The sequence below is a fragment of the Nocardiopsis sp. iso_238 genome, assembly GCF_056173325.1.
Genome location: NZ_CM149668.1, coordinates 620,288 through 639,496, shown reverse-complemented (window position 1 = coordinate 639,496; position 19,209 = coordinate 620,288). Strand labels below are relative to the sequence as shown.

General features: G+C 72.9%; 15 protein-coding genes. 8 read left to right on the top strand and 7 right to left on the bottom strand.

All coding sequences use genetic code 11. From position 1 onward, the window contains the following. Window positions 1-87: 87 nt before the first annotated feature. Window positions 88-1,539 carry an NCS2 family permease gene (locus AC0VYL_RS02870; RefSeq protein WP_475458817.1) on the bottom strand — a complete coding sequence of 484 codons (1,452 nt, stop codon included), beginning with the start codon at window positions 1,537-1,539 and terminating at the stop codon, window positions 88-90. Between the two features lie 221 nt (window positions 1,540-1,760). Between AC0VYL_RS02870 and AC0VYL_RS02865 the strand changes: the two genes are divergently transcribed. From AC0VYL_RS02865 to AC0VYL_RS02855, 3 genes are all read left to right on the top strand, one after another. Beyond that, a complete protein-coding gene (locus AC0VYL_RS02865) occupies window positions 1,761-2,048 on the top strand; it encodes a DUF2530 domain-containing protein (protein WP_475482239.1) in 288 nt (95 codons plus the stop codon). Between the two features lie 52 nt (window positions 2,049-2,100). After that, window positions 2,101-3,597: a DUF7059 domain-containing protein gene (locus AC0VYL_RS02860; protein ID WP_475482238.1), complete on the top strand. Its 1,497-nt coding sequence runs from the start codon at window positions 2,101-2,103 to the stop codon at window positions 3,595-3,597. A gap of 129 nt (window positions 3,598-3,726) precedes the next feature. Then, on the top strand, window positions 3,727-4,419 hold the full coding sequence (locus AC0VYL_RS02855; protein WP_475482237.1) for a DUF6518 family protein: 693 nt from the start codon (window positions 3,727-3,729) through the stop codon (window positions 4,417-4,419). Here AC0VYL_RS02855 and AC0VYL_RS02850 read toward each other — a convergent pair. Both AC0VYL_RS02850 and AC0VYL_RS02845 read right to left on the bottom strand, forming a co-directional pair. Further along, window positions 4,371-5,948, bottom strand: a complete 1,578-nt coding sequence (locus AC0VYL_RS02850; RefSeq protein WP_475482236.1) for an MFS transporter — start codon at window positions 5,946-5,948, stop codon at window positions 4,371-4,373. The genes AC0VYL_RS02855 and AC0VYL_RS02850 overlap by 49 nt on opposite strands. Further along, a complete protein-coding gene (locus AC0VYL_RS02845) occupies window positions 5,945-6,511 on the bottom strand; it encodes a TetR/AcrR family transcriptional regulator (protein ID WP_475458805.1) in 567 nt (188 codons plus the stop codon). Before AC0VYL_RS02845 ends, AC0VYL_RS02850 begins: the two co-directional genes overlap by 4 nt. A gap of 124 nt (window positions 6,512-6,635) precedes the next feature. Here AC0VYL_RS02845 and AC0VYL_RS02840 point away from each other — a divergent pair, with 124 nt between their 5' ends. Continuing rightward, window positions 6,636-7,481, top strand: a complete 846-nt coding sequence (locus AC0VYL_RS02840; RefSeq protein ID WP_475482235.1) for an MOSC domain-containing protein — start codon at window positions 6,636-6,638, stop codon at window positions 7,479-7,481. Window positions 7,482-7,584: 103 nt separating this feature from the next. Here AC0VYL_RS02840 and AC0VYL_RS02835 read toward each other — a convergent pair whose 3' ends face one another. The 4 genes from AC0VYL_RS02835 to AC0VYL_RS02820 all read right to left on the bottom strand — a co-directional run bounded on the left by AC0VYL_RS02835 (window position 7,585) and on the right by AC0VYL_RS02820 (window position 13,654). Continuing rightward, entirely contained in the window at window positions 7,585-10,707 is a 3,123-nt protein-coding gene (locus AC0VYL_RS02835) for a sacsin N-terminal ATP-binding-like domain-containing protein (RefSeq protein WP_475482234.1), read from the bottom strand. A 224-nt stretch (window positions 10,708-10,931) separates the two neighbouring features. Next, entirely contained in the window at window positions 10,932-11,687 is a 756-nt protein-coding gene (locus tag AC0VYL_RS02830) for a DUF3027 domain-containing protein (protein ID WP_017544058.1), read from the bottom strand. A gap of 331 nt (window positions 11,688-12,018) precedes the next feature. Continuing rightward, complete coding sequence (locus AC0VYL_RS02825) at window positions 12,019-12,402, bottom strand: cold-shock protein (RefSeq protein ID WP_017544059.1); 384 nt, start codon at window positions 12,400-12,402, stop codon at window positions 12,019-12,021. Between the two features lie 490 nt (window positions 12,403-12,892). Next, window positions 12,893-13,654 (bottom strand): HAAS signaling domain-containing protein, encoded by a 762-nt coding sequence (locus AC0VYL_RS02820; protein WP_475482233.1) that lies wholly within the window; start codon window positions 13,652-13,654, stop codon window positions 12,893-12,895. Between the two features lie 154 nt (window positions 13,655-13,808). Between AC0VYL_RS02820 and AC0VYL_RS02815 the strand changes: the two genes are divergently transcribed. The 4 genes from AC0VYL_RS02815 (at window position 13,809) to AC0VYL_RS02800 (ending at window position 19,104) form a co-directional block, all read left to right on the top strand. Next, window positions 13,809-16,265 (top strand): helicase-associated domain-containing protein, encoded by a 2,457-nt coding sequence (locus AC0VYL_RS02815; protein WP_475482232.1) that lies wholly within the window; start codon window positions 13,809-13,811, stop codon window positions 16,263-16,265. Between the two features lie 123 nt (window positions 16,266-16,388). After that, the gene (locus tag AC0VYL_RS02810) at window positions 16,389-17,867 is read left to right on the top strand and encodes a serine/threonine-protein kinase (protein ID WP_475482231.1); all 1,479 of its coding nucleotides are present in this window, start codon (window positions 16,389-16,391) and stop codon (window positions 17,865-17,867) included. A gap of 214 nt (window positions 17,868-18,081) precedes the next feature. Continuing rightward, complete coding sequence (locus AC0VYL_RS02805; RefSeq protein WP_475482230.1) at window positions 18,082-18,504, top strand: hypothetical protein; 423 nt, start codon at window positions 18,082-18,084, stop codon at window positions 18,502-18,504. A gap of 105 nt (window positions 18,505-18,609) precedes the next feature. After that, complete coding sequence (locus AC0VYL_RS02800; RefSeq protein WP_475482229.1) at window positions 18,610-19,104, top strand: hypothetical protein; 495 nt, start codon at window positions 18,610-18,612, stop codon at window positions 19,102-19,104. Window positions 19,105-19,209: the final 105 nt, after the last annotated feature.

The window sequence follows — 19,209 nt, the reverse complement described above, 5'->3', positions numbered from 1 at the left end:
ATTCCCCGCCCCTGGTACACGGCGCGGGCCGACGCCCCCGCCAGGGGACGTCGGCCCGGGTCCGACACGGCTCAGCGGATCAGGAGGTCACCCGATCAGCGCGTAGATCGGCGCCTCCGCGAAGTGGATCAGGAAGACCACGGAGATCAGCCACAGGAGCGGGTGCACCCGGCGGCCGCGGCCCGTGACCAGCATGACGAACGCGTAGGCGAGCAGGCCGAACCCGATCCCGTTGGCGATCGAGTAGGTGAACGGCATCATGATGATCGCCAGGAAGGAACCGATGCCGATGGCCGGGTCCTTGAAGTCGATGTTGGTCACCTGGGTCATCATCATGAAGCCGACGATCACCAGGACCGGGGTGGCCGCCTCGAAGGGCACCAGGGTGACCAGCGGCGTGAACAGGGTCGCGACCAGGAACATCGCGCCGGTGACGATCGGGGCGATACCCGTCCGGGCGCCCTCACCGACACCCGCCGCGGACTCCGCGTAGAGCGTGGCGACCGACGCGGAGCCGACGCCTCCCAGGATCGTGCCGAGGGAGTCCGCGACCAGCACCTCACGGGTGCCCTCGATGTTGCCGTCCTCGTCGGCCATGCCGCCCTGGTGGGCGACGCCGACCATGGTCCCCATGGTGTCGAAGAAGTCGGCCAGCAGCAGGGTGAAGACCAGCATGACGACGGTGGCCACGCCGATGTCGGAGAAGCGGCCGGACAGACCGCCGTCGAGGAACATGCCCAGGAGGGAGACGTCCGGAAGCGCGACCAGGTCGCCCGGGCTGGTGGGCAGGCTCGGCACGGTCAGGCCCCACCCGAGGGCGTCGGCGCCGTCACCGAACAGCGTCTCCACCGCGATGGCGACGAACGTGGTGGCCACGATGCCGATGAGCAGCGCGCCGCGCACGTTGCGCACGTAGAGGGCGATGCTCAGGAGCAGGCCGATGACGAAGATGAGGATCGGCCAGCCGTTGAGGCCGCCGTCTCCGAGCTGGACCGGGGTGCCCTCGCCCGCCTGCACGAAACCGGCGTTGACCAGGCCGATGAGCGCCAGGAAGAGGCCCACGCCGACCGCGATGGCCACCTTGAGACCGGGCGGGATCGCGGCGAAGACCGCGGTACGGAAGCCGGTCAGCACGAGGATGAGCAGGACGACGCCCTCGATGATGATCAGCAGGAAGACGTCGGCCCAGGTCATGAGCGGCGCGATGCCGTAGGCGACCACGGCGTTCAGGCCCATGCCCGCCGCGATGGCGAAGGGGTAGCGGCTGACCACGCCCATCAGCACGCAGGAGAGGGCGGCGACCAGGGCCGTCATCGCGGCGACGCCGGGGATGCCCAGGGTGTCGCCGTTGACGTCCTCGGCGGTGCCGATGATCAGCGGGTTGAGGACGACGATGTACGCCATGGCGAAGAAGGTCGCCATGCCACCGCGGATCTCTGTGCCGATGGTGGAGCCGCGTTCGGACACGCGGAAGTAGCGGTCCACCGCGCCTTTGGGCCGTCGGTGCTCGTCAGTGGAGGAGGGAGTCGGTGCGTTCACGTCGTCAGCCTGACCTGGTCGTGTTACTGGACAACAAGGATTCTGCGCCAGATTAGTTGCATCTTCGTACAACACCAGACACCCGTTTCACATCAATTTCAGAGAAATCGCCATATGAAGGGGAGATCGGATCATGGGGTGTGACCAAGGCATCTCCCCGTCGGCCTCGACCCGTCGCACCGCTACCGCACCCGCCGGACACCAGCGGATAGCCTGGATCCGTGCCCAAACCTCGTCAGCCCGACCCCGAAGTCCACGAGAGCGACTACCGCGTCCCGGCCGCCATCGGCACGGTCGCGTGGACCATCGCCCTCGTGGTGCTCCTCGCCATGGGAGACGGCGTGCCGTCCTCCGAGAAGTGGTGGATCGGCGTCTGTGTGACCGGGATCGCCCTGGGAGTCTTCGGGTTCCTCTACATCCCGCGCCTGTTCCGCAAGCGCGACGAGGCGGCGGATCGGGTGGCCGAACGGCTGACGGAGGAGGACCCGAGCGCACCCGGAACCCCCTGAACGGCACCGCCAGCGCACCGGGGCACCTCGTCACCTGACCGATAATGGGCGGGTGTCTGAGACAGAATTCCCGCGAGGACTCGCCGACCGGCTCCGTGGCACCCTGATCGACGCCGACTACACGGTGTCCGGGGTCCGCGACCGCCTCGGTGACGCCGCCGCCAAGGCCCTGGCCCGCGAGCAGCTCGTGCCCGCACTCCGCGCCACGGGCGGGGAGGAACGCCTCGGACTGCTCCTGCGCCTGTGGTGGCTCCAGTCCCCCATCCCGGCGCGCGCGGCCCGTGCCATCCTCCCCGTCGACGAGCTCGCTGACGCGGGACTGGTCACCGTCGAGGAGGGGGCCGACGGCGCGGTCGTCCGCGCCCTCGTCCACCTGGGCCCCTGGGAGCTGGAGGACGGCAGACCCGGCTTCGTCGTGTCCGACCCCAAGGTCCGCCCGGGCAGCGGGCAGGTGCCGGGCGCCGACCACGTGGTCGGTGCGGGCGGCGCGTCCGCCAACCTCTCCCGCCTGATCGTCGACGGCCCCTACGACCGCGCCCTCGACCTGGGCACCGGCTGCGGCGTGCAGGCCCTCCACCTGGCCTCCCGCGCCCGCGAGGTGGTGGCCACCGACCTCAACCCGCGCGCGGTGCGCCTGGCCGGGATCAGCCTCGCCCTGTCCGGGATCACGGGCGCCCGCCTGGCCCAGGGTTCGCTCTTCGAACCGGTCCGGGACGAGCGCTTCGACCTCATCGTGTCCAACCCGCCGTTCGTGATCACCCCCGAGGCGGCCCGGTACACCTACCGCGAGTCCGACCTGCCCGGCGACACCGTCTGCGCCGAACTGGTCCGGCAGGCCCCCGCGCACCTCACCGAGGGCGGTTGGGGGCAGTTCCTCGCCAACTGGACGCACACCGACTCCGACGACTGGCAGGACCGGGTGGGCGGCTGGATCACCGGCACCGGATGCTCGGGCTGGGTCGTGCAGCGCGACGTCCAGGACCCCGCCGAGTACGTGGAGCTGTGGCTGCGCGACTCCTGCGAGCACGGCACCCCCGAGTACACGCGCCGCTACGACGCCTGGCTGGACTACTTCGACCGCGAGGGCATCAAGGGGATCGGCTTCGGCTGGATCAGCCTGCGCAACGACGTCGCCCAGGACGCCACCGTGCGGGTGGAGGAACTGCGGCACGACGTCCAGCAGCCGGTGGGCCCCTACCTTCCGGACGTGGTGGACGGCGCGATGACCGCCCACCGCCTGACCGACGCCGCCCTCCTGGCCGCGCACGTGGCACTGGCCCCGAACGTGGTCGAGGACCGCGTGGCCGTGCCGGGTGCTCCCGACCCGGAGAAGATCCTGCTGCGCCAGCGCGACGGGCTGCGCCGTGTGGCGCGGATCGGCACGGTGGAGGCGGCGCTGGCCAGTGTCTGCGACGGCACCATGCCGGTCGGTCCGCTGCTGGACGCCATCGCGGACCTCATGGGCGAGGACCCGGTGATGATCCGGGAACGCACCCCGGAGGCGCTGCGCACGCTGATCTCCGAGGGGTTCTTCCGCGTCGCCCGCTGACGGACCGCCGGGGGCGGTCCCCCACGACCGCTGACGAACCGCCGGGGCGGGCCCCGTCGATAGGAGACAGGGAACGGCCCCCGGCGGGGGCCGGAGACGTCCCGTCACCCACGCCCCGAGGACCCCACCATGACCACGCGCAGCACCGACAGCGACCAGTCCCCTCCCGAAACCGAGGCGCGGCCCGCGCCCGCCCGGGACCGGTCTCCGTGGTTCTCCCTGGCGGTCGCCGTCGGAGCGGGGCTGCTGGTGGGGGTCCTCACCTCGTACGCGCAGGGAATGCTCCCCGAGGTCCTGTCGCCTCTGGCCAACTCGTCGGGGTCCTGGAGCGTGGCCGCCTTCCTCCTCGCGTACCCGTCCCGTCGGCGGGGGTTCGCGATAGCGACCGGCGTGCTCACCCTGTTCGCCATGGTCGCCGGGTACGACCTGGCCTCGGTCCTGAGGGGCTTCTCCCCCTCCCTGGGCTCGTCACTCTTCTGGTGCACGACCGCGGTCGTCGTCGGCCCCTTCCTCGGGTGGGGCGCCCACGCCCTCAGGACGCGCTCGCGGTACACGCCCCTCGCGGTGGGCGCGGTGAGCGGCCTTCTCGTCGGAGAGGGCCTGTACGGCCTCACGGTCATCGCCGCCACCACGCCCGCCGCGTACTGGTGGGGGTCGATCACGGTCGGCGCGGCCCTGCTCGTCTGGGCCGTGGTCCGCCGCTTCCCCCGCCTTCTCCCCGCACTGGGCGCGGTGGCGGTCGCCGCCCTGGTCTCCGTCGTCTTCCCGCTGGTCTACTCCGTCGACCTGAGCTTGCTGTTCACCTCGCCCCTCCCCTTCTGACCGGAGGTCCGGCCAGCGGCCTCGCCGTTCCAGCCGCGCTTGTGGAAGAAGGCGAACGCGGCGGAGGCGAGCAGGACGACGGCGGCGATGACCAGGGTGACCAGGAAGCCGTTGTCGAAGGCCCGGGCGGCCGCGGACACCAGCTCGGCGGCGTTCGCGGCGTCCAGGTCCCGGGCCGCGGCGAGGGCCTCGTCCATGCCCTCGGCCGCCGAGGCGGGTGCCCCGTCGGGCAGGCTGACGGTCCGCGCGAACACGGCGGCCATCATGCTGCCCAGGATCGCGACCCCGGTCAGGCTGCCCAGCTCGTAGGAGACCTCCTCCACGGAGGCGGCCATGCCCGCCCGGTGCGCGGGGGCGTTGCCGACGATCGCGGCGGACGCGGCGGTCATCGCGGCACCGGTGCCCGCGCCGAGCACCAGCAGTCCGGCGACGGTCCAGGGCAGCGGAGCGGAGGCCGACAGCAGCACCACCACGGTTCCCACCGCGGAGGTCAGCAGCCCGGCGACGATCATCGGCCGGGTGCCCACCCGGTACAGCAGGGCTCCGACGGCCACGCCCACGGGCAGGGCGCCGAGCGCCATGGCGGCGACGGTCGTGCCCGCCTGCAACGGGCTGAACCCCAGCACCAGCTGGAGGCGCTGGGTGAGGACCAGCTGCACCCCGGCCAGCGCGAACATCGCCATCCCGGCCGCGAGCACACCGACGAGGATGCGCGGGTCGCGGAAGAGCGCGAAGTCGATCAGCGGGTAGGTCTGGCCGCGCTGGCGGCGTACGAAGCTCCAGAACCCCGCCACGGCGGCGCCCAGCGCCACCACCACCGCCAGGAGCGACGGCTCGGGTCCGGTGAGCTCCTTGATCGTGTAGACGAGGCCCACCAGGCCCACCATGACCTGCACGGACGCCAGCAGGTCCCAGGGGCGGTCGGAGCTGCCCGAACCGCCCGGCGCGACCACGGCGGCCAGAACCAGCGCCACCAGCACGATCGGCACGTTCACCAGGAAGACCGAGCCCCACCAGAAGAACTCCAGCAGCGCCCCGCCGACGATGGGCCCGACCGCCGCGCCGACCATGGCCATGGTGCCCCAGACCCCGATCGCGATCCCGCGTTCGCGCTCGTCCACGAAGGTGACGCGGATCAGCGACAGCGTGGCGGGCATCATCGCGGCGGCTCCCACCGCCAGGAAGGCGCGCCCGGAGATCAGCATGGCGGGGCTGACCGCGTAGGCGGCCACGAGTGAGGCCGCGCCGAACAGCACGAGCCCCACCAGGTACATCCGCTTGTGCCCGACCCGGTCTCCGAGGGTCCCGGCGCCCAGGAGCAGGCCCGCCATCACCAGCGGGTAGGCGTTGATGATCCAGAGCCGTTCCGAGGCGCTGGCCCGGAGGTCGGAGCTGAGGGTGGGCAGGGCCGTGTAGAGCACGGTCATGTCCACGGAGATGAGCAGCAGTCCGGCGGAGACGGCGGCCAGTACGAGCCAGCGTCTGGCCCTGGAGACGGGTGCGGTCCCGACCTCGTGCGCGTCACTCATGAGACCTCCTCGGTTCCGGGAGCCTGCGGCTCCGCTCCGGTCAGTTCGGCCACGCGAGCCCGCAGGGCCCGCGCCACCCCGTCCGGGAGCGCGTTCCCCGGGGTGGCGTTGAACAGCCAGAGCCCGTCGGCGGCCAGGCGGGCGAGGAACAGGTCCAGCCCGCGCTGGTCGACCGCGCGTGGGGTGGGTGCCCAGCGCTCCATCAGCTCGCCCCAGATCCGGGCCAGCTCGGGGTTGGACTCGGCCTCGACCATGAAGGCGAGGTCGGCGTGGTTCACCTCGCCGCGCATCATGACGCGCACGTAGGCGGCGCCGCGTTCCTCGGGGGTGGCCTCCGTTCGGGGCCCACCGAGCTCGGCGAGGAACCGGTCCTCCCAGCCCTGGACGAGGTGGCGCTGGATCGCCAGGAGCAGGTCCTCCCGGGTCCGGAAGTGGTAGAGGAGGCCGCCCTTGGTCAGCCCGGCCTCCTCGGCGGTGGCTTCGAGGGTCAGCGCGGTGATGCCCTGCCGTTCGGTCACCCGGACGGCGGCATCGAGGATGAGGGTTCTCGAACTGGGTCGCATAGGAGTAACTGTACCTTCCAGAAGGTACAGTTACTACCTGTGAGGCGAACCACAGTCCAGGACGCCAAGGGATTCCGCGAGGGTTCGTCCGCCGTCTTCTGAGGGGGCCGGTAGCGTCGTCGTCATGAGTGCCACTCCGACCGTCCGCGTGTCCTCCCTCGCCGTCTACCCCGTCAAGGGATGCGCGGGACTCCCCCTCAGCACCGCCGAGTTCACCTCCGCCGGGATCACCCACGACCGCTCGTTCATGGTGGTCGACGACTCGGGCGACTTCCGCAGCCAGCGCAGGGACCCCCGCATGGCGCGGATCCTCCCCGACCTCACCCCGGACGGCTCCCGGCTGGTCCTGAGCACCGAGGGGTTCTCACCGGTCAAGGTGGACGTGGACCCCGAGGGCCCCCGTCTCGACGTGACGGTGCACCACAACCCCCTCGTGGGCGTGGACCAGGGCGACGAGGTCGCCGGATGGCTCACCGAGCTGTTCGGCCGCCCCAGCCGCCTGGTGCGGGTCCCGGACGACAACCGGCGCGTGACCACCGGAGTCACCCCCGGCACCGCCGGGTTCGCGGACGGCCACGCCGCCGTGATCGGGTCGATGACCTCCCTGGACCTGCTCAACGAGCGCATCGTCGCCGACGGCGGGCAGCCCGTGCCGATGGCGCGGTTCCGCCCGAACGTCATCGTCACCGGCTGGACCGAACCGCACACCGAGGACCTGATCCGCCGGGTGCGGATCGGCACCACCGAGCTCGGCTACGCGAAGATGTGCACCCGCTGCGCGGTCACCACGGTCGACCAGGAGACCGGGGAGAAGCGCGGCCCCGAGCCGCTCCGCGCCCTGGCCGCCTACCGCCGCGTCGCGGACGGCGGCGTGGCCTTCTGCACGAAGTTCGCGGTGACCGCCCCGGGCACGGTGTCCGTGGGAGACGCCCTGGACGTCACGGAGTGGGCCGACGCCCCCGAGGCGTAGGCCGCTGGTGGGGCGTCGGCGGCGGGGACACGTTCCCGCCCCCGGGCTCCGAGGGGGTGTGCGGCGTGCACCCCACAACGGCAACGTGGTCGCCGCGACGCGGCTATTCCAGGTCGGCTTCGGCCAGCAGGTGTGCGGCGGAGGACGGGTCCCGCAGGACGGCCGCGAGCAGGTGGCGGCGGGACCACTGACCGGCCCGCCAGCACAGGGCGCGGGCCAGCCCCTCGGAACCGGAGGCGTGCACCGAGCCGTCCCCGACGTACCACTCCACCTCCACACCGTCCACGGTGAGCTTCTGGTGGTGCAGGTACGTGCGGTCCGCCTCACCGGCGAGGAACAGGGCGGCCTCGTCGGGGACCGCGCGGACACGACCGGCCGAGTTCACCTTCCCCGTGACGCTCTCCGACGCCAGGTCCAGGTCGAGCACGTCGGCCAGCCGCTCGGCGGCCGCCGCCTCGGCCAGCACCAGCGGCCGGTCCGCCACCAGGGGAAGCAGGTCCGGCGAGTCCACCACCACGGCGTCCTCGGCGTCAGCGACCACGATCGCCCCCTCGCTGACCGCGCGCACCAGTGACGGCGGGGAGACGAGGTCGGCGTCGACCTCGGCCAGCGCGGTCCACAGGCGGCGCAGGGCGCCGCGGCTCACGTGCCGGGCGGGGTCGGCCAGGCGGTTGAGCAGGTCGTCCGGGCCGTCCGGGTCCGCGAGCAGGTCGGAGAGGGTCGTGCGGACCCCCAGCGCCCGGGCGAACTCGGGGTCCACGTCGGCGGGCACCTCGTCGTAGAGCCCGGCCAGCGCGGGTTCGGCGTCCGCGGTGCGCAGCTCCACCGGGGCGCGACCGCCCAGGAGCGCCCGGGTCCGCAGCCACCAGGCGGTGTAGGACGGGACGTCGACCACCCGGCCGTCCGGCATGAGCAGGCGGGCGGGCTCGACCACCGCCTCGCGCAGCGGCTCCCGGGAGAGCATCGCCAGGGCCTGCGGCCAGGCGTCGTCCGCGACGTAATCGAGGTCCGCGACGCACACCAGCTCGGGGACGACCGGTGGGAGCTCGGGGTCGCCCACGCGTTCCAGGACGTCGTCGGCCCAGTCGTCCAGGCCCTCCGGGCCCTCGTCACCGGCTCCCTCGAAGGTCAGCGGGGCCTCACCCAGAGCGGCCTCCTCGGCACGCACCACGGTGAGCTCCCACAGGGCGCCCACGGCCCGCAGGGCGTCGACGCCGTGCCGCTGGACGAGGTCGTCGTGGACCGTGCCGAACGGGGCGTCGTCCACCAGCAGGTCAGCCAGGGGCGCGCCGGGCACGAGGAGTTCGGCGGCGATCGAGTAGCCGTCCTCGTCGTCGCGCAGGGCCAGCTCGGACAGCCAGGGAGCGTCCCGGACCGTCGTGCCGGAGGCGGCCACCAGGTCCAGGACGGCCTCGGAGACGGGTTCGGGGTCCTCGGCGTCCAGGGAGTCCCGGACCGCCGCCTCGGTGCGGGGGTCGGCCAGCACGGTGGCGGCCCCGGCCTCGACCGCGCCCAGGCGCAGCAGCAGCGGGTGGGCCGCCTCGGGGTGCACGACGCGCACGCCCAGGGTGGCGAGGGCGGCGGGGTCGAGCCGGTTGCCGTCGGCGTCCGCGACCCTCGCCCAGTCGTCCGTGGGCACCAGCAGCGAACGCGGCCCCCGGACCAGGCGGTCGTCGGCCAGGGGGACCGGCAGGGAACCGAGTTCGTCGAGGTCGGCACCACCGCTCCCCGCGGCGCCCAGGGCCGTGTAGAGGCCGCGCCACCACTCGGGCGCACGCCGGGTGTCCCCGAGTAGGTCAGCGAGGTCGGCCAGGCCCAGACGGCGCACCCGCAGGGAGGCCAGGGCCGGATGGCGCGGGCTCCAGGAACCGGGCAGCAACGGAGGCACGAGGTCGACCAGCAGGTCGACGAGGTCGGCGGCGCCGCTCGCTCCCCCGGTGTCCAGGAGGACGGCGTCACGCGGGGCGACCGGATGGCCGGCGGCGGTGACCAGGAACGGGGTGTCCCGGAGCGGTTCGGCGACCCGGGTGCGGAAGACCGCGTCCACGGCGCCGCCGCCCACCCGGGTGGCGGGCACGAGGTCGAGGGCGGCGGCGGGGGCGAAGCGGCGCAGCAGCGCGCAGTAGGCGTCGGCCGCCTCCATGAGCAGGAGGTCCGTGGCTGCGCCCGGCTGCACGGAGCGCCGGTCAGCGCCCAGCGGGAACGTGCCGATGAGCACGGCGGGCAGGTCGAGTTCGGTGTCCGTGGGGGTGGGCGCGTGCACGACGTGCTCGACGTCGGCGGGCAGCGTGGCCACACTGCCATCGGGGGTCACGGGCGCGGCCCAGGTCAGCGACCACGTGGAGCGTTCGCGTTCCTCGGTGGGGCGGTCCGCGAGCAGGTGCGCGGCGAACTCGCCGGAACGGCGCAGCACGCGCCAGGGCGTGACCCGGGTGCCACCGGCGTCGGTGTGGGTGGTGACCAGGTCGGTCCCGTCGTCGCCGGGCGCGCGGGTGAGCGTCCGCTCCTCGCCGTCGACGACGACACGCACCTCGGAGAGCCCCTCCAGGGCGAGGAGCAGCGCCTCCCCCGTGCGGTCCAGGAGTTCCAGGACCCGTTCGCGGGCCCGCTCGTCACGAAGGACCAGCGTGACGACGGTGTCGTAGTCGCCCCCGGGCCGTTCCGGCACGACGTCGGCGCAGAAGGGCAGGCGCAGCATGGGCACGTGCCCGGAGCGGCGGCCCACCTCGTCCGCGAGGTCGGCGTGGGTGCCGTCGGCGTCGAGCAGGTCGGTGACCACGGCGCGGGCCCGCTCGGCGGAGAAGTGCACGGCGGTGCCGCCGGAGTCCACGGTGACGTCGTCGCTGAGGGACACCACGGCGGAGAAGCCGACGCCGAACCGGCCCGCCGAACCGTGGTCGTCGCGTTTGCTGGAGGCCCGCAACGTGGCCAGGGACTCCACGCCCTCCGAGGTCAGCGGAGCGCCGGTGTTGGCGGCGGTGAGGCGGTCGCCGTCCAGGGCGAGGAGGAGTCGGCCGGGAACCCCCGCCCGGCGGGCGGCGTCGGCGGCGTTCTGCGCGAGCTCGACCACCACCCGGTCGCGGTAGCCGCCGAGCGCGAAGTCCTCCTCGGCGTTGGCGTCCTCACGGAAGCGGGCGGGCGCGTCGGCCCACGCCGACAGCACGCGGCGGCGCAGTTCGGCCGTGTCGAAGGTGTCGTCCACCGAAGCGGTCACCGGATCGGCCATGGTGGTCTCCTCCTGCGCTGGGCGCGCGGTCCGATCAGCCCGACACGAGTGTGCCGGGAGCGACAGGGCGAGCTTGGTGGTAGCTCGACCCTAGCCCACGACCGCGGCGGTTCGGGTCCGGGCGGAGCGCGTGGCGTGCGCGCCGGGGCGCGTACGGGAACGGGCCCCGCCGCGTGTGCGACGGGGCCCGTTGTTCGGGTGGATCGGCCCGTGTGGTCGGCTCGTCAGGAGTCGCTGGAGACCAGTTCCAGTTCCGTGGTGTCGTCGAAGACGATGTGGTCGTACCCCATCTCGTCGACGACCGGTGCGACCGGCTCGTTCTGCGGGCCGGGGCGGCGGACCTCGGAGTGGGCTCCGCAGCCGTGGTCGAGGGACACGACCCTGCCGTCGTCCGGGGCGTACTCGTTGGTGCACACGCCGAACATCTGGCGCAGCTCACCGGCGAGCGGGGTCAGGAACCCACAGGTGGCGCAGGCCGCCGGGGCGGCCGTGGCGATGGGGCTGCGCGGTCCGGGATCGCCGTTGTACCAGCGCTCCGCGGCCTGCTCGCGGCCGACCTCGGAGAGGACCTGGCGTCGGCCCAGTCCCAGCTCCCACACCATCTGCTTGTCCATGCCCTCGGCGTCGAGTTCGCTGTCGGGCACCTGCGCGTAGCCGGGGACGAGACGTTCGTCGTCCTCCTCGGTGGGAAGCAGGTCCCCCACACCGACGTCGCCCGGGCGCAGCCGTTCCTTCCAGGGCACCCAGTTCGGAGCGACCAGGGCACCCTCGCCGGGCAGCAGGACGACCTCGTTGACCGTGACGTCCTTGGCGCGCGAGGCGCGGACGACGGTGACCGAGTAGGTCCATCCCGGGTAGGAGGGGTCCAGGCACTGGAAGTAGTGGGTGACCAGGCGTGTGTCCTCGACCTGGGCGGTGAGGTGCTCACCGACCCATTCGGGTCGCCCGACCTCCGCCGCAACCGAGCGGGCCAGATCCACCGCGTCGACACATGCTTTGTCCGGTACAGGAGAACGTCGAGAAGGGCTCACGTTCACCATTCTCACTGATCGCGGGCACCGATTTGACCATAACGCGGGTCAAGGTTCGGCCGATACGCCCTCTTGACGGAGTCTTGTGCCACCAGAGACGGCGGATACGGGCGATCTGGCCGCTCACCGACCGTGATTCCGGGGGTTCAGGACAGGAAGTCACACGTTTTTTCGGCCAGCAAGCCCCCGGAGCGATCGAAGAGCCCCCGAGACGGCGAAAAGGCCGCGGCGGACGCCGAACACGTCCGCCACGGCCCCTGACCAGGTGCCTCGGGGGCCGTCAGGCCTCCAGGTCGTCGGCGACCACGCGCAGCACGGCGGCGACCCTGGCCGCCTCGCGCTTGTCGGGGTGGTGGCCGCGCCGGTAGCCGTTGGAGACGTTCTCCAGGAGTTTGATGAGGTCCTCGGTGATGAGCACCATCTCGTCGGGCTTCTTGCGCCGCGCCCTGGCCACCGAGTGCTGCGTGTCCAGGAGTCGGACCTGGAGCGCCTGGGCGCCCTTGCGTCCGTCGGCCACGCCGAACTCGACCCGTTGGCCGGGCTTCAGGGTGGTGGTTCCGGTCGGGAGCGAGGTGGAGTGCACGAAGACCTCACCACCGTCGTCCTGGGTGAGAAAGCCGAAACCCTTGTCGCCGTCGTACCACTTGACCTTGCCGGTGGGCACGTAGTGACCTCATGCTTTCACTGACGGGCGCGCGCGACGTCGGAAACGGTGCCGTCCACCTGTTCCCCCGCCCCGGGCGGCCCCTGGTTTCCACGGGTGGTCCCAGATTAGTGCCCGAGGGTCGAACAAGGCGAGGGATTATGGGCGGGGCCGATTCGACGGCGCTCCGCGCTGGTGGAACACGGAACGAGGCCCGGATACGGCTCACCCGGGCCTCGTGGCGTCGACGTCGCCCCCGTCACCGCTGGGTGCGGAGTGTGGGACGGGACTCGGCGGGGTCAGGGACGTCGTCGACGGGCCGGTGCCCGAGCTGGAGGCCGGACCACCTGTCGTGCACCGCCTCGAAGCGACAGCGGCGGTGTACCGACATGACTACCCGACCCACCCCACGGGGATACGCGCCAACGGGCCGACCGGAAAAGGTTATTCCCCAGGGTTTGCCAACCAATGACGGAACGGACCGGTTCGGGGCGTTCGGGCTCCCGACGGGTCAGCTCCTCAGGGACCGGTCCGCGACCCGGGCCGCGCGGGCGGCCTTCGGGAAGAGGTAGAGCACGCACACCAGCGAGGCGACGCCGAGGGCGGGGACCCCGGTGGCGGGCAGGGCCTGCTGGATGTACTGGTCGACGAACTTCGCCTCACCCGTCCACAGGGCCGTGCCGACCACGCAGGCCAGCAGGGGGAGACCCACGCCGACCCACTTGTCCCGGGTGTTCCACACCTGGCTGAGCACGATGAGGGCGGCGCCGAGCACCCACAGGAAGGCCACGTCCCACCACACTCCGGCGAGGACGAGCATGACCAGGGCCACGGCCTCGGGCGGGTGGTGCCGGAGCAGCATGAGGGCGTTGCGGGTCACCCCGGGCTTGCGGGCGACCCGGCCGTCCATGCGCAGGTCGGTCTGGCTGGGCCCCTCCAGCAGGGACATGAACCCCTGGTTGGGGCCGCCTCGCCAGGGCGGCGGCGGACGGTCGGCGTGCCGCGGCTTGGGCGGGATCATCTCGTCGTCCTCGAGGTCGACCGCCTGGCCGGTGAGCTCCTCCCGCACGATGTGGTCGGGGGATCCGAAGCCGCGGAGGATGCGCCGCACGGTGTCGACGTCGTCGGCCTCGGCCGCCTCGCGTCGCTCGTCGATGCGCGCCCGCAGGCTGGCGAGATAGGCGGTCCGTTCCCTGGGCGTCACACGACCGTACAGCGCGAGTCCGACCTCGGAGAGATAGTCGAGTACCAATTGTTCCGAGCGCTGGGTCATGGCCCCATATTGGCCCACATTGACCTGCCTTTTAACCCCTCCCCCTCCTTTTCGGTCCGAGAATTCCGCCCACATACGGTTCGACCCGCCGTGATGGGGGAGGCGGGCGGGTGCGGGTGTGCTCCGCCCCGCCCCATCACTTAGCGTTGATCCGATGACCGACTACGCGCCACCCGGGTCCGACCGGGGCACGGGCGGCCCCGACGGCGATCCGCCGGGGCGGCCCCCCACGTTCACTGCCTGGCTGCGCTCACGCTCCGACGACGAGCTGACCGCCCTCCTGGACGCGCGTCCGGACCTGGTGCAGCCGGTCCCGGCCGACATCGGCGCCCTGGCCCACCGCGCGACCTCGCGCAACACGGCACTGCGCGCACTGGAACGGCTCGACCGGTTCACGCTCCAGGTCCTGGAGTCCGTCGTCGCGCTCGGGGACGACCGGCTCTCCGAGCCCGTGGGCGCCCAGCCCGCGGAGCTCGCCCACGGGCTGGGGCTGTCCCCCTCCGGCGGCCGGGGCACCGAACCGCTGGACGCGGCCCTGGACACCCTGCTCTCCCTCGCCCTGATCTGGCCGGACCACGGGCGGCTGCGCCCGGTCCAGGTGCTGCGCGAGCTCCTGACCCACCCGGCGCAGCTGGGACCGCCCGCGCGGGCCCTCCTGGCGGCGCTTCCGCACGAGGCCGTCCGCCGGTTGGCCCGGGACCTCGTCCCGCACAGCACCGCCAGCAGCCCCGTGGAGACGGTCGCCACCGCGTTGTCGGACCCCGCACGGCTCGCCGCCCTGATCGGCCAGGTCGAGGCCCCCGCGCGGCGCCTGCTGGACAACCTCGCCTGGGGACCGCCCAACGGCACCGTCACCGACGCCCGCCGGGAGGTCAGCCTGGCCACGGCGGCCTCGCCGGTCGAGGCCCTCATCGCCCGGGGCCTGCTGGTGGCCACCGGTGACGACACCCTGACCCTGCCCCGCGAGGTCGGCCTGCACCTGCGCTCCGGAGTGCTGTTCCGCGAGGTCGAGACCGCTCCGCCCGCCTTCGAGGGGCGCCCGGTCTCCCCCGAGGCCGTCGCCCGCGCCGCCGCCGGACAGGCCTTCACCGTGCTGCGCGCCGTGGAGGAGCTGCTGGAGCGGTGGACCGAGGAGCCCGCCGCCGTCCTGCGCAACGGCGGGCTGGGCGTGCGCGACCTGCGCCGGGCCGCGCAGGCCATGGACACCGACGAGGACACGGCCGCCCTGTACCTGGAGGTGGTCCGCGCCGCCGGGCTGATCGGCACCGACCACCGGGTCGCGGGCGAGTGGCTGCCGACCCGCGAGTACGACCTGTGGCGGGAGCGCGCCCCGGAGCGCCGGTGGCTGCTCCTGGCCCGGGCGTGGCTGGGTTCGGACCGGGTGGCCTCCCTGACGGGCTCCCGCGACGCGGGCGGTCGCGTGCGCAACGTGCTCGGCCCCGGGCTGGTCAGACCCGCGGCCCCGCAGGCCCGACGGGACCTCCTCACCGAACTGGGCGAGGCCGAACCGGGCCTGGCTCCGAGCGGGGACTCACTCCGGGAGCGGCTGGCCTGGCACCGCCCCCGCCGCCAGTCCCCCGTGTACGCCGACCTGGTGGGGGCCGCCCTGACCGAAGCGGCGGCGCTCGGCCTCACCGGCCTGGGGGCGCTGGCCGAGCACACCCGTCCCCTGCTCGGCCTCGACGAGGACGCCGAGGAGACCGCCGCACGCCTGCTCTCCGCCGAGCTGCCGGAGCCGCTGGACTACGTCCTCGTGCAGGGCGACCTCACCGCCGTGGCGCCGGGGCCGCTCGTCACCGAGCTCGCCCGGGAGCTGGCGCTGGTCGCGGACGTGGAGTCCACCGGGGGCGCCACCGTGTACCGCTTCACCGAGGACTCCGTGCGCCGTGCCCTGGACGCCGGGCGCGGCGTCTCCGACATCACCGAACTGCTGGAACGCCACTCGCGCACCCCGCTGCCGCAGGCCCTGCGCTACCTGGTCTCGGACGCCGGCCGCAGGCACGGCAGACTGCGGACCGGCACGGCCGCCAGCTACCTGCGCTGTGACGAGCCCGCGCTGCTGACCGAACTGGTCTCCGACCGCCGGGCCGCCGACCTCGAACTCCTCCTCCTGGCGCCGACCGTGGTGGTGAGCGGCCTGAACCGCGCCGCGCTCACCGAGCGCCTGCGCCAGCTGGGCTACCATCCGGTTCCCGAGAGCGGCGACGGCACGATGCGTCTGAGCCGCCCCGAGGTACGCCGCGCCGAGCCCGACCCCTCGTCCACCGTGGAGGGCGCGCCGACCCCCGAGCTCACCCGGGCCGCCGTGCGCGCGGTGCGGGCCGGGGACGAGGCCGCCACCGTCGCCCGCGTGCCGGTGTCCCTGCCGGAGGGGGGCACCGCCGGGTCCCGGGCCTCGGCGGTCATGGAGGTCCTCTCTGAGGCCGCCGTGGCCGAGCGCCGCGTGTGGATCGGCTACACCGACACCGACGGCCGCCAGGTCAGCCGGATCGTGGAGCCCACCCGCGTGGACGGCGGCTTCCTCACCGCCTACGACACCACCCGCGACGCCGTGCACCGCTTCGCCATCCACCGCATCACCGGAGTGGCCGAGCTCGCCCCCTCCGACTGACGGGTCCGGAACCGCGGGCGATTGGCCGCCATCGGCCACACCTGAGGCAGATCCGCAGCCCCGAAGCGGGGAAGAAGGGATGATCGAAGCGTACGGACGTCCAGCCGCCGGAAGGGGTGCGGAGTGCGAACCGTCGGTCCGAACGACCCCCGGCAGATCGGACCGTACCGACTCACGCACCTCCTCGGTCAGGGCGGTATGGGACAGGTCTTCCTCGGCCGGACCAGGGGCGGCTGGGACGTGGTCGTCAAGATCATCCGACCCGACCGGCTGCACGAGAGCGACTCCAGGAGCCCCGAGTACCGCGCCCGGTTCGCCCGTGAGGCGCAGGCGGCCCGCAGCGTCGGCGGCTTCTACACCGCCCACGTCCTGGACGCCGACCCGCACGCGGAACAGCCGTGGATCGCGAGCGCGTACATCCCGGGGCCCACGCTGTCACGGGCGGTGCGCGACCAGGGTCCGATGTCCCCGCCCTTCGCCCGGCGGTTGGCCGCACGCCTGGCCGAGGGCCTGTCCGCCATCCACGGCCGCGACCTGATCCACCGCGACCTCAAGCCGGGGAACATCATCCTGGCCGACGACGGCCCCAAGATCATCGACTTCGGCATCGCTCGTCCGCTGGACAACACGGCCATCAGCAGTACCGGACGCATCTTCGGCACCCTGTCCTGTATGTCTCCGGAGCAGGCCAGAGGCCAGGAACTCACCCCGGCTTCGGACGTGTTCAGCCTCGGCACGGTGCTCGCCTTCGCGTCCACCGGCGTCAACCCGTTCCAGACCAACAGTGCACCCGCGACCCTGCTGCGCGTGGTCGCCGCCCCGCCCCTGCACGCCTTGGAGGACCTGCCGTCGGACCTCAGGGACACCGTCACCGCCTGTTGGAGCCACGCACCCGAGGAGCGTCCCGCCCCGGACGACATCATCACCCTGCTCTACGAGGTGGATCCCGAAGCCGGGGACGCTGAGCCCGAGCCGACGATGCCGCAGGTTCCCCCCTCACCAGCAACGAGCAACACGCTGGAGGGGACGACCGAACCAGTACCGGAGGCGGAGTCGGAGCCGGTAACGGAGGCCACTCCCGAGGCGGAGCCCGAAGCGAAGCCCGAAGCGAAGCCCGAAGCGGAGCCGGAGCCGCAAGCGGAGCCCGAGTCCACAGCAATGCGGCACTCGATGGTCCCGCAGGTCTCGCCACCACCGGAAACGCTGGAACGGAGTAGCGAACCGGCCTCCGAAACCGGACCGCAGTCACCGGAACCGACCACCGAACCAGTACCGGAGGCGGAGCTGGAGCCCGAGGTCGGGAACGGGACAGTGCCGGAGGCACGGTCAGAGACGGGACCCGAGCCCGAAGCGGAGGCTCAGCCCCACCCGACGGTGCCGCAGGTCTCGTCTCCACCGGAGACGGTCAACACGCGAGGGCTGGCGACCGAACCGGACCCGTCGTACGACCCCGGTCCGGCGCAACGACCCGAGCTCGCGCTCCGACGAGTCGCGCGGGTCCCCCGGACCGATCCCACCGTTGACCCCTCCGCGCTACGGCTCCTGATCGTCTGCGTGGCGGCTTTCATCGTGATCGTGGCGATCTCGCTGATCGCGTCCTGAACATCCTCACCCCGGGGGACCGCGAGTCCGACCCACGGCCGCTGTGCTTCGAAGGGCACCCGCACCGGGTGGAGCCCGTGGTCTTCGCTCCCGATGCGGCCACTCCGGTGACCGCCATCCTCGTCTGGCCGATCGGTTGACGCCTGGCGCGGAGCGCCGAGGGGCGGGCGGGCTAGAGTGGCGTAGGTCGATCAACGACGGCGAGAGACACCCCATGAGCAACGCACCGCTGCCCCCCGGAGCCTCCTCCCCCCGCGACCGGGCGCGCGAGGACCGCGTCCCCGAGGGCCGGGACCGGGCGCCCGAGCGGGAGCGCGACGACGACCGGCGCGAACCGGTCCCCCCGGGTTCGACGGGTGGCGCCAACAGCTCCACCATGGCGCTCATCCTGCACGCGGCGACCGCGCTGTGCTGCATGAACTGGATCTTCGGGATCGCCGGGATCACCTTCGCGGTGCGGGCCGCGCACGCCCGCGACCGGGGCCGCCCGGACCAGGCCGAGGTCCTCACGCGGTACTCCTGGTACTGCCTGGGCGCGGCGGGGGTGATGTTCTTCGTGATGCTGGTGCTGACCTTCGTGATGTTCACCCAGGCGGGGGACTGGATCCAGCAGATCGTCCCCGTGGTCAACTTCTGACCCCGGTTTGGGGCAACGAGTACGGGATCGTCCGCGTCCCACCCGTGTGGGGCGGGTATGCGACCCACAGACACGGTGAACTGCGTGAGGGGGCACGGACCAGCGGTGAACGGTGACCGGAGCGACCCCAGGGCCTTCTGGGAGCGGGGACGGACCTCCGTCCCCGGTTCGGGGCTGCCCGCGAGCACCCCCGCCGCGCGTCCGTCGGCGCCCCCGGGACGGGCGGCCGCGCCGCCCCCGCCCGGACCGCCCGCGTACCAGGCCGTCGCGTCGGCGCCCCGGCCACCGACGGGACCCCCGCCGCCCTCCGGGCCGCCTCCCCGTGTGGGCGGCGCGGTCGCGGCCCTGTTCGTGGCGGTCAGCACGCTGATCGTCCAGGTCCTCGGTGTCTCCCTGGGCCTGTGGTTCTTCGTCCTCTTCGCCAACGTCCCCGGGATCGTCCTGGGTGTGATGGCGCTGACGAAGGTCCCCGACACGGACGCGGTGGAGCGGTACATCCGCTACACGTGGACGTGCACCTTCGCCTACACCGCGTTCTCGGTGGTGTTCCTGCTGCCGGTGATGGTGATCGCGTCGATGCTCCTGTTCCTGGGGGCCTGACCCGCGTCGGCCGGGCGCGCCGTAACGAACCCCACCCCGGCACGGGCATGATCGGAGGGGTTCCCGTGTTGCACCTGGGGCCACCCTCGTCCCCGTGACCGTGCC

Excerpts from the sequence above, each read along its gene's own strand:
- AC0VYL_RS02815 (WP_475482232.1), top strand. The coding sequence starts at position 13,809 with ATGACCGACTACGCGCCACCCGGGTCCGACCGGGGCACGGGCGGCCCC.
- AC0VYL_RS02820 (WP_475482233.1), bottom strand. The coding sequence starts at position 13,654 with ATGACCCAGCGCTCGGAACAATTGGTACTCGACTATCTCTCCGAGGTC.
- AC0VYL_RS02845 (WP_475458805.1), bottom strand. The coding sequence starts at position 6,511 with ATGCGACCCAGTTCGAGAACCCTCATCCTCGATGCCGCCGTCCGGGTG.
- AC0VYL_RS02850 (WP_475482236.1), bottom strand. The coding sequence starts at position 5,948 with ATGAGTGACGCGCACGAGGTCGGGACCGCACCCGTCTCCAGGGCCAGA.
- AC0VYL_RS02855 (WP_475482237.1), top strand. The coding sequence starts at position 3,727 with ATGACCACGCGCAGCACCGACAGCGACCAGTCCCCTCCCGAAACCGAG.
- AC0VYL_RS02840 (WP_475482235.1), top strand. The coding sequence starts at position 6,636 with ATGAGTGCCACTCCGACCGTCCGCGTGTCCTCCCTCGCCGTCTACCCC.
- AC0VYL_RS02835 (WP_475482234.1), bottom strand. The coding sequence starts at position 10,707 with ATGGCCGATCCGGTGACCGCTTCGGTGGACGACACCTTCGACACGGCC.
- AC0VYL_RS02805 (WP_475482230.1), top strand. The coding sequence starts at position 18,082 with ATGAGCAACGCACCGCTGCCCCCCGGAGCCTCCTCCCCCCGCGACCGG.